This is a genomic window from Sphingopyxis sp., from assembly GCF_025869345.1.
Classification (GTDB): domain Bacteria; phylum Pseudomonadota; class Alphaproteobacteria; order Sphingomonadales; family Sphingomonadaceae; genus Sphingopyxis.
This window is the reverse complement of record NZ_JAOZVW010000036.1, coordinates 57,784-67,601: the sequence shown is the minus strand read 5'-3', so window position 1 is coordinate 67,601 and position 9,818 is coordinate 57,784. Positions and strand designations below refer to the sequence as shown.

General features: G+C 63.5%; 8 protein-coding genes. All 8 read right to left on the bottom strand.

The window, feature by feature from the left end; genetic code table 11:
- Nucleotides 1-133: 133 nt before the first annotated feature.
- Complete coding sequence (locus tag OJI97_RS04545; RefSeq protein WP_297661543.1) at nt 134-1,411, bottom strand: efflux RND transporter periplasmic adaptor subunit; 1,278 nt, start codon at nt 1,409-1,411, stop codon at nt 134-136.
- Between the two features lie 4 nt (nt 1,412-1,415).
- The gene (locus OJI97_RS04540) at nt 1,416-1,820 is read right to left on the bottom strand and encodes a hypothetical protein (RefSeq protein WP_297661541.1); all 405 of its coding nucleotides are present in this window, start codon (nt 1,818-1,820) and stop codon (nt 1,416-1,418) included.
- A 353-nt stretch (nt 1,821-2,173) separates the two neighbouring features.
- Nucleotides 2,174-2,785 carry a TetR/AcrR family transcriptional regulator gene (locus OJI97_RS04535; RefSeq protein WP_297661539.1) on the bottom strand — a complete coding sequence of 204 codons (612 nt, stop codon included), beginning with the start codon at nt 2,783-2,785 and terminating at the stop codon, nt 2,174-2,176.
- 265 nt (nt 2,786-3,050) lie between these two features.
- Nucleotides 3,051-3,386 (bottom strand): autoinducer binding domain-containing protein, encoded by a 336-nt coding sequence (locus OJI97_RS04530; RefSeq protein ID WP_297661537.1) that lies wholly within the window; start codon nt 3,384-3,386, stop codon nt 3,051-3,053.
- 227 nt (nt 3,387-3,613) lie between these two features.
- A complete protein-coding gene (locus OJI97_RS04525; RefSeq protein ID WP_297661534.1) occupies nt 3,614-6,982 on the bottom strand; it encodes a TonB-dependent receptor in 3,369 nt (1,122 codons plus the stop codon).
- Nucleotides 6,983-7,071: 89 nt separating this feature from the next.
- The gene (locus tag OJI97_RS04520) at nt 7,072-8,031 is read right to left on the bottom strand and encodes a FecR domain-containing protein (RefSeq protein ID WP_297661532.1); all 960 of its coding nucleotides are present in this window, start codon (nt 8,029-8,031) and stop codon (nt 7,072-7,074) included.
- A complete protein-coding gene (locus OJI97_RS04515) occupies nt 8,024-8,608 on the bottom strand; it encodes an RNA polymerase sigma factor (protein ID WP_297661530.1) in 585 nt (194 codons plus the stop codon). The genes OJI97_RS04520 and OJI97_RS04515 overlap by 8 nt, the downstream gene beginning before the upstream one ends.
- A 615-nt stretch (nt 8,609-9,223) precedes the next feature.
- Nucleotides 9,224-9,547, bottom strand: a complete 324-nt coding sequence (locus OJI97_RS04510) for a helix-turn-helix domain-containing protein (RefSeq protein WP_367184750.1) — start codon at nt 9,545-9,547, stop codon at nt 9,224-9,226.
- Nucleotides 9,548-9,818: the final 271 nt, after the last annotated feature.

Sequence of the window (9,818 nt, the reverse complement as noted above, 5' to 3'; positions counted from 1 at the left end):
CCCTCCCCTTCAGGGGAGGGCAGCGAGACTTGGCAGCTTGCTGCCTAGTCGCAGCGGGTGGGGCTATCGGCCTTGTTCTGCGCCGATGATCCCCACCCCAACCCCTCCCCTGAAGGGGAGGGGCATAATCAGGTCACCGCGCGAAGGTGGCCTCCCCGACCAGCGCCTGACTCGGCGGCGCGGCGGCCTCCGCGACCGGCGTAATCCTGCCCGCGCGAGTCTGCACCTTCGTGCCCGGCTGCGCGAGCTGGGTGCCGGTGATCACGACGCGGTCGGCCGGCGCGATGCCGCCGCGCACGACGCGCAGCCCGTCGACGACCGGGCCGAGCCGGACCTCGCGCGCCGCGACCTGACCATCCTTGCCGACCACCAGCAAAATCTTGCGCGCCTGGTCGGTCTGCACCGCCGCATCGGGGACGAGCAGCGCGCGTTCGCTGGCGCCGCTCGCCAGCCGCATGTTGCCGAACATGCCCGGCGACAGGAACAGGTCGGGATTGGCGATCACCGCGCGGCCGCGGATCGTCCCCGATCGCGGGTCGATGCCGTTGTCGGTGAAATCGAGCCGGCCGGTGCGGCTGTAGTCCGCTTCGTCCTGCAGCCTGATCTGCACCTCGGTTCCCCTGGCGCCCGCTTCCTCGGCGCGTTTCGCTTTCAGGAACAGGCCCTCCGAGCCGTTGAAGCTGAAATAAATGGGATCGAGCGCGTTGATCGTCGTCAGTAGGCTGCCGGTGCTGCCTTCGCCCGCGGCGACGAGGTTGCCCGCATCGACCCGGCGGTCCGAGATGCGCCCGCTGATCGGCGCGCGCACCCGCGTGAACTCCATGTCGAGCGCCCGCGAGCGCACCCGCGCATCGGCGGCGGCAAGCGCGGCCGACGCCGCGCGCAGCCTGGCGCCGAGCTGGTCGAGGTCGCTTTGCGACACCGCATCGTCGGCGACGAGCCGGTTGGCGCGCGCGAGGTTGGTCTGCGCGAGCGCCAGATCGCTGCGTGCGCTCGCCGCCTCGGCGCGCGCTTCGGCGAGCGCGGCGGCGAAGGGGCGCGGGTCGATGGTGAAGAGAAGCTGTCCCTTGCGGACGATCTGACCGTCGGTGAAATGGACGCCGACGAGCTGGCCCGAGACGCGCGGGCGCACCTCGACCGCCTGGCTCGCTTCGAAGCGGCCGACATAATCGTCCCATTCGTCGATGTCGCGCACCAGCGGCGCCGCGACGGTGACGACCGGGATCGGCGGCGCGGCGTTGGCCGGCGCCTCGCGGTGGGTCAGGCCCCAGCCGCCGGCGAGAACGAGCGCGACCGGCAGGCCGATCTGCAGGGTCCGGCGCCAGCGGCGCGGGGGCCGGGCCGGGGTGAGGGCGGCGTCCGCCGTCTCCTCGGACTCCAAAAGGGGCCGGATCGGGGAGAGCATGTTCATGGGTCTACTTTCGGAAGAGGCGGGCGACGTGGACTTCGGCGACGCGCTTGCCCAGCAGTTCATAATGATCGGTGCTGAAACCCGCGGCGAAGAAGGCCTTGAGTTCGGCCTTCGGCACCGAATAGCTGTGGTGCCAGGTCAGCACCGCCATCCGGCGCAGCGCTTCGAGCCGCGGATCGGCGAGGCGGCGGTTCACCGCGTCGCCAAAGATCCGGCCGAGCCATATCGCGACCCGGCCGGGCTCGCGCAGGCTCGATGGCCGGTCGTGACGGGCAAGCATCACGACCGACCATTCCAGCGCCGAAAAGCCTGCGGGACTATCGGCTTTCGGCGCTGCGGGAGCGGGGGAGAAGGCGGAAGCCGGCGCGATGGCGGCGGCGGCTCCGTCGGTCAGGGCAAGATAGGCCATGGTCGGTCCTCCGTGGATATTGGCCGGGCGCAAGGGGGCGCACGCCCCGGAACGCTTGCGCCCGGCGAGGGGAGAGTCTGGGTGCAGAAAGCCGTTCCCCCGTCATCGACGGCGGTGCGCGATCCTGCGAAACATGTCTGTCTGGGTTGGCCCGGGGATCAGGCCGGCACAGCGGGGACGGAGTGCATCCGCGCTTCTTGCGGCGCGGCGGCCATTCCGACCATCTGTACCACACGGTATATAAACCCGGCGTTCATCTTGTCAAGGAATTTTATACCGTCCGGTATGAAAAAATTCGGTCGCCCCTTGTCGATCCCCGATCTGACCCGGGAACGCGAGGCAAGGGGCCGCCGTCAGGCGCTCGGCCAGAGCGCCAGCCCGGTGTCGACCAGCCGCTCGAGCTCGTCCATCGTCGCGCCCGCGCCGGCCTGGACCGAAATGCCCTGCAGCAGCGCATAGAGCAGGCTGGTCAGCCCCTGCGCGTCGACATGGGCGGGCAGGTCGCCCTCTGCCTTCGCGCGCTCGAAGCGCTCGACCAGCGCGCGCTGCGACGAGGCGCGGCGCCCGAGCACGTCGGCCTTGATCGATTCGGCTTCGGGGCTGCACGCAAGCGAGCTCAAAAGCCCCATGCACCCCTTGGGATCGGTGGTGCCGGCGTGCGTCATCAGCGCGCCGTGGAGATAATATTCGGCGACCTTGCGCGCGGTCGGCTGGTCGAGCGCGGCGCGCGTATATTCGAGCTTCTCGGTCTCGTAGAGGTCGAGCGCCTTGTGAAACAGCGCTTCCTTGTTGCCGAAGGCGGCATAGAGGCTGGGCTTGGTGATTCCCATCGCCTCGGTCAGGTCGGCCATCGACGCGCCGTCATAACCCTTCGCCCAGAAGACGTGGAGGGCTTCGGCCAGTGCCTTGTCGACACAGAATTCGCGCGGGCGCCCCTTGACCGGGGTAGCGATATCGCTTTCCATAACGAACGGTATATAATCGATCGGGCTGGAAAGTCTAGGGTCAGGACCCATTAATTCCCCGTTCGAGGCGTCGAAATGGCGAAGATATCGGGTTCGGGCGGATGCAGCGGGTAGCATCGCTACCCGCAAGGCCGCGCGGACCCGAGATCGAAGCCATTTCGGCGTCCCTTCGGGATTTGATCGATTTTGTCCATTGCTTCGTCAGAAAGTCTCGAAATATCGACATATTCTTTCGCCTTTCTTCCTCGCACTGAACAAAATCGCTTCAAACCTCGAACGGGGAATTGATGGGTCCTGACCCTTGGGGCAACGGTTCGGCTGGGGTCTGGGGGGCGTCGCGATGATAGAGGCCGCCGAAATAGGCCTCGGCATAGTCGGGCGGATAGTTGTTCATGCTGATGAAGCCAGGCGACGCGGCGCGGTGATCGTCGTGATGGATCATCGCATAGTGGCGAAAACCCATTTCGTGCGCCGCGGCTTCGAGCAGCCGTTCGACGTCGGCAAGGCCGGCCGCCTGCTGGATTTCGGCGAGGAAGGCCGACGCGAAGGTCAGCGCGCCCGCGTCCAGACCCTGGTTCGGTAGAAAATCGCCGCCTTGCATCCTTTCACCTCCGGCTTGCCGTCGGGGTGGAGGATCATGTTGGGCCCTTCGCTGCCGGGCAAATAAGGCCGCCGCCCGATGCCGGGACTGGCGGGACGGCGGCCGAGTTGTCCCTCAGGGGAGAGGGAGTGCGAGAGACTGTTTTCCGGTCCAAAAAACCGGGCCGATGCTTGCCCGGGAGCAAGCGAAGCATCGGCCCAAGGTTGTTCCCCCAGTGGAGAGAGGACTCAGAATTTCTTGGCGATACTGAACCCGATGATGCGCGGGTCGAGCGTGAAGACGTTGGTCGTCAGCCCGCTGTCGTCGCTGTTCAGGAAGGCATCGGTGATCGGCGTCGAGTTGAAGACGTTTTTGACATAGGCTTCGATCGACAGGTCATCGGGACCATCGACGCGCAAAGAGATGTTGAAGTTCGTCCAGTCGCGCAGCCGATCGTAGGGGTTGAGATTGTAAACCCGCGCCCAGCTCTTGGCCTGCCAATAGCCGTCGCCGCGGATCGTGGCGCTCCAGTCGCCATCGAAGGGGATCGTATATTCCGCGCCGACGTTCACCGTCCAATGCGGCGAGTTGGGCAGTTCGTTGCCGCCGAGGTCCGTGTAGAAACCAGCGCCGCCGTTGATTTCCGGGTAATTGACCGGATCATAAAGTTGGCCGGTCGCGGGATCGGGCAAACTAGCCCCACTAAGTCCGAAAATGCCGCCATACCCGCCGCACAGCTTCCAATATTCCACAAGCTGATCCTTGGTCCGCACCCAGGATTCGGCATAGTGAAGCGGCACGACGCAGTTCGACGGCAGTTGCGGCCACGGCTTCACTACGACGTAATCGGGATTGCCGAGGGTTCGGTTCATCGGGTCGATCGATCTTTCGCCCTTGCCGATGCGAGTCCGTAGATAGCCGACATTGGCATTGAAGCGCAGGCGATCGACCGGCTCGAACATGGCGGACAGTTCGGCGCCCCACACCTTGGCGTCGAAATTCTCGTTGATCGCGGTGCGGTCGCGAATCTGCGACACCTGATAATTTTTATAGTCATAATAGAAGGCGCTGGCATTGAGCGTCAGCCGTCCGCCCATCAGGACATTCTTGGTGCCGATCTCCAAGGCGTTGACGAACTCCGGTTCGAATGTCGGACCATAGTTGACGGCGGTAAGCTTCAGAACAGGGAGGATGTTCAGTGTTTCCAGCAACGCCTGATATGCCTCCGGCACAATACCCGCATCTACCAGTTGCTGAGACGTCGCAAAACCCGGAGTCGGCGGATTCATACCGCCGGCCTTGTAACCGCGACTGTAGAAGGCATAAATCAGCGTATCGTCGGTGAAGCCGAGCTGCGGTTTCCAGTCGATGCCGGCGCGGCCGGTGAACTCGCCCCAACTTAGCTTGATGTCGGGTCCGGCGGGATAACCTTTAGCGACCAACCCGCCCGCCTCGACGGTGGGGGCCAGAAACAATTGGCTTGGCACCGGCGTGAAGGTCTTACGATCTCGGGTATAGCGCAGGCCCGCCGTCAGCTTCAGGCTCGGGTTGATCTCATAATAGGCCTCGCCGAACGCCGCCCAGCTTTCCAGCTTATAGGGATTGGAGGAACGGAAATAATTATGCCCTTCGCCGTCGATATTCTCGACCGGGTTGGGATCGACATAGGGGCAATATTCAACCCCTTCCACCGGAGGGAGGCCGAAAACTCCAAATCCAATACTATTTCTGGAGCACCCGTCCGTGCCTTGGCTAAATGGCGCCATAGACGCCACGGCCGTGAACAAATTGCTCATCACATAATAATCGTTCTGAGTCCGAAATTTCGTGTAATTCCCGCCGATGCTGAAATTGAACGGTCCGTTGAAGTCGGACTGAAGCCGCAGTTCCTGAGCGAACTGCTTTGAATCGGCGGACGAAATATCGAAGACCCCGAGCGTATCGGAACAACCGATCTGCGGATCGCACAATATCCCGCCGGGCGCGATCCCGCGCATCCTGCTCGGAACATAGGCATCTCTGCCGTCGACAAATGCATAATCCACCCAACCAGATGTGTCATTGAAGATCGGCTGTGTATTGAAGCGGTTATAGTCCTGAAAACTGTAAACGCCGTCCCAGTTCCACGCGGTCTGTGAGGACAGGGTGAGACCATCGGCCAGATCGGCGTCGAGATTGAGTTCGAGCAGGTCCGATTTGGCGCGATAGATCGGATCCCGGAAGGATGCGATTTCGCGAAGATCGCGCGATTGCATCAGGCCGCCATAGGGATCGACGAGCTTGATGAGTGTCTCGCCTCCTCGAAGAGCGGGATTGGGGTTTGAACTACTAGGCGGTGCATATCCTTGAAGATAGATGGAGTTCGTCACCCCAAGACCAAAGACATAGCCGGTAGCGAGGCCATTGGGCGTGCCGAACGCATCGTCATCATAAAGGCTGCCTGCCTTGCAGCCGGTGCTAAACAACGCCTGGCGCAACGCCAATAATCGCGAAGGAAAGCCACCGCCGCCCTGCCTTGCGATAAGAGATTCGGACCCGACCATCTCCGGGCTGGCGTCGCGATGGCAAAGCTGTTTTCCGGTGCGCGAGCGGTTGTCGCTCTCGCGAAAGCGCTCCCAGATGAAATTGCCGCGCAGCCAGTCATTCTCGAAGCCGAGCGTCGCGCGTAGCGAATAAAGGTCGCGGCCGTTGACGCGGTTCTTCGTCACCGAATTATAATCATAGCCATCGCGGTCGGTCATCGACCCGGCGATACGCAGGCCGAAGCTATCGGGGACGATCGGGATGTTGAGCATTCCCACCATACGGCGGCTGTCGTAATTGCCGACCTCGCCCTTGATGCTGCCCTCGAACTTGCCCAGCTTCGGCTTCGCAGTGATCAGGTTGATGACGCCGCCCGTCGCATTGCGACCGTAGAGCGTCCCCTGCGGCCCGCGCAGCACCTCCAGCCGCTCCATGTCGAAGAATTCTTGCTCGAAGAAGCGGTTGTGGATGATGCCGACATTGTTGAAGCTGACCGCGACGCCGGGGTCGGACGTGGCCGAAACGGCCTTGGTGCCGATGCCACGGATCGAGATGTTGTAGCTGGTGAAGTTCGACTTGCTGAACGTCAGGTTCGGCACCGCGCGCATGATGTCGGCGCCGCTTTCGATCTTCTGCTCTTCCAGATTTTTCTGTGACAGCGCCGTAATCGCGATGGGGACATCCTGTGCCGATTCCACGCGCTTCTGCGCCGTGACGACGATTTCCTCGCCGCGATAGCTGTCATCGGCCGCCGCCGATTGTCCATCCGACGCCGCGACGATGGTGACGACGGCGGCGCTGGACGGGTCGCCGCGGGCAACCAAGCCGGTGCCGGCCAGCAGCGTCCGTAGCCCCTCGCTGACGCTCATCGTGCCGTGGACGGCGTTGGTCGTCTTTCCGCGCGTCGTAACGCCGCTCGCAACGATCTGGATACCGGCCTGCCGGGCGAATTCGGGAATGGCGCGCGCGGCGTCCTGCGCCGCGACATCGAAGCTGCGTTCCTGCGCCATCGCCGGGCTGGCAACCGCCACCGCGATGATCGCCGTCACGCTTGCCATCGTGCGCGCGCCGTTGAACTCGAAAATTCCCCGCATCTTGTCCCTCCCATATAAGAGGCGCGTTGTGCGCCTTCATAAGGTAGGATGCAGCGCCGCCGCGTTTCCGATGCTCGCGCCGGAAAAAATCAGGAGCCGGTCGCGACGAGGTGCATGTTACCCGACCGCATTTCCACGCGCGCGCCGATCAGCGGCGCGACCGCGCGGGCGAAATCGCCGGGTTCGTTGGTGCGGAAATAGCCGACGATCGGCATCCGGGCGAGGACAGGGTCCTCGACCACCAGCTTGCGGTGGTTGTAGCGGTTCAGTTCCGCGACGGCATAGGACAGGGGCTCGCCATTGAGGGCGAGGCCGCCGTCGCGCCAGGCGAGGGCGCGCTCGATCTCGTCCGCGGCCTTCACCGCCACGATGGCCCCCGTGCCCGTCGCGACGAAGCTGCGCTCGCCCTGCGCGATGCGGATGCGGGTCGCCTCTTGGCCTTCGGTCCATGTCTCGACCACGCCCTCGGTCACGAGGATGTCGACGCCTTCAGGATTGCGCCGCACGGAAAAGGCGGTGCCGATGGCGCGGACGCGGACGTTGCCGATATCGACCACGAAGGGCCGGTGCGCGTCGTGCGCGACCTGAAACCAGGCTTCGCCTTCCTCCAGAGTGATATGGCGCTGCTCCGGTTCGAGCGCGACCGCGATGCGGCTGGCGGTGTTGACCGTGGCGACCGAGCCATCGGCCAGCGGCAGCCGGCGCACCTCGCCGACCGTCGTCGAAAATTCCTGGCCCGACGGCATCAGCAGGACGCCCGCGACGCCGGCCGCAATCGCCGCGCCCGCGACGGCGCCGCCGGCAAGGAAGCGACGGCGGGCGATCCGCGCTGGCGCCGGGGCTTCCTCTTCCGGTGCGGCGGGGAAGTCCTCCGCGTCGATCAGCGCGGGGGCGCGGGCGATATAGACCAGCGCCGCCTCGGCCCGCAGCAACGCGCCTTCGCGCCGTTCATCGGCGGCGAGCCAGGCGTCGAGTTCCCGCTGTTCGCCGGGTGAGAGCGGGCCTGCATCGCGGCGGATGGCCCAGCGCGCCGCGCCGTCGTCATCCATTGCCCGATGTGCCTTTGAGCGTCGCGTGGCGCGTTTCCGAAGGGTCCGCGCTTTCGCGATCTTCGGTCGTAATCGCCTTGAGGATGAGCTTGAGGCCGCGAATGGCCTGTTGCTCGATGGTGTGTTCGGGCAGGTCGAGCCGCTCGGCGATCTCGCGCTGCGAGAAGCCTTCGACGCGGCGCAATTCGAATATCTCGCGGCAGCGCGGCGGCAAATCCTCGATCATGCGCCGCACGCGGGCCAGTTCGCGCCGCGCGGCGACGTGCCGCTCCGGGCCGGGGGCGTCGTCTTCGAGCGCCAGCGCCTGCGTGTCGGTCAGATGGTCGATCCGCACGATCCGGTTGCGGCGAATGCGCTGGAGCATCACCATCCGCGCGGCGGTGAACAGATAGCCGCGCCCGTCGCGGATATGCGCGACGCTCTTCAACCGGGCGATGTTCAAATAGGTTTCCTGCACGATGTCGTCGATTTCCTCACCCGCAACCGCCATGCGCCGCAGACGCGCGCGCAGCGCGGCCTCGTGCGGAATCACGTTGCCGGCCACCCACGCGATAATCTCGGCACGGCTTTGCCCCAAGCCGATACTCCTCCTCTCCCCGATTTCGCCTTGGCTGTCCTGTCCCTTTCGCGCCTCGGCTAAATAGTAGGATGCACCGCGGCGACTTTTCCGATGGCAGAGCGAAAGTTTTTGAAAAATCCCGCTAACGGGGCTTCTTCGCCTGCGCGCACAACTCGTCGAGGTGATCGCTCCATCATTGTGCCATCTTCACGCACTCCTTCCAATGCGCGCCGCGATGGCAGGCGGCGCGAACCCGGTCGGTAAGCCCGACGCTAGAATCGGCAAAATGGCCGCCAAACACGCTCGGATGCTGTGGGATCGCGCTGGACATCGTCGGAGAATGAGAGGCAATATGCCGCAGTTTTCTGCGGCTTCCAAAGGAAAGCTCGGACGATGTCGGATGAGGTTATGGAGGTGAAGGGAATCCAAGGCGATTGCTAGGCGTTGGATTTATTGGAATTTCTTCGACCAGCCGTGCCGCACTGCCCCCAATCTGGCCCCCACCAGTCGCCGTGGGTAGGGTTCGGTTCCCGTAGAGGGAAGGCTGCAAATCGACTTTTGGGCGCGTTTCACGCTCCGAGTCGATGAGCTGCTCTTACCATCGTGATCGCCACATGACTATGCCCGCGAAGCCTATTCTCGGTCAAAGAGCCGCTTGAGACTGACGTAACGGATAAAGGTCGACCGGCCGACTTTTACGGCTTCGATTTCACCGGCTCCGATGAGTTCATAGAGCGTCGATCGACTGATGCCGGTCAGCTTCACCGCGACCGGAACACGAACGCCGATCGGCTCGGTGGGCAGTATGCCAAAAACGTCCTGAACGGAAGAAAGCGAACCCTCTCGCTCGCTCCGGATTGAATCGCTCATATGCGAGCCGATTTTGCGCGGGTGCGGCCTGCTGCCCCTGTCGTCAAGGCGGCCAGACTCTGACTTGGAATCGTCTTCGCTGCGCATGATTGACACCTTCGGTGATAGGGAAGCCCCAACCATGCGCGCGATCAAAAAACATGAAAATCGGTGCCGCTAAATAGGCCGGAAAACCGCCATTTTTCAGCCTTCTGGCACTGTCGCCGCTAAAGCGGCACTGTTTCGGGTCCTATAAAACGATGTGCAGACAACAGCTTAGTCCTGTTCGCGCGGTCGGACAGTGTCGTAGCTTTATATCTTGCCTTATCAGTAAGCCCCTGAATCCGCGCCAATTCCCTCCGAAATTATCTCTCGACCT

Bases quoted from the DNA above. Each gene is read 5' to 3' on its own strand.
- OJI97_RS04540 (WP_297661541.1), bottom strand. From the start codon at position 1,820: ATGGCCTATCTTGCCCTGACCGACGGAGCCGCCGCCGCCATCGCGCCG.
- OJI97_RS04510 (WP_367184750.1), bottom strand. From the start codon at position 9,547: ATGCGCAGCGAAGACGATTCCAAGTCAGAGTCTGGCCGCCTTGACGAC.
- OJI97_RS04525 (WP_297661534.1), bottom strand. From the start codon at position 6,982: ATGCGGGGAATTTTCGAGTTCAACGGCGCGCGCACGATGGCAAGCGTG.
- OJI97_RS04545 (WP_297661543.1), bottom strand. From the start codon at position 1,411: ATGAACATGCTCTCCCCGATCCGGCCCCTTTTGGAGTCCGAGGAGACG.
- OJI97_RS04530 (WP_297661537.1), bottom strand. From the start codon at position 3,386: ATGCAAGGCGGCGATTTTCTACCGAACCAGGGTCTGGACGCGGGCGCG.
- OJI97_RS04520 (WP_297661532.1), bottom strand. From the start codon at position 8,031: ATGGATGACGACGGCGCGGCGCGCTGGGCCATCCGCCGCGATGCAGGC.
- OJI97_RS04535 (WP_297661539.1), bottom strand. From the start codon at position 2,785: ATGGAAAGCGATATCGCTACCCCGGTCAAGGGGCGCCCGCGCGAATTC.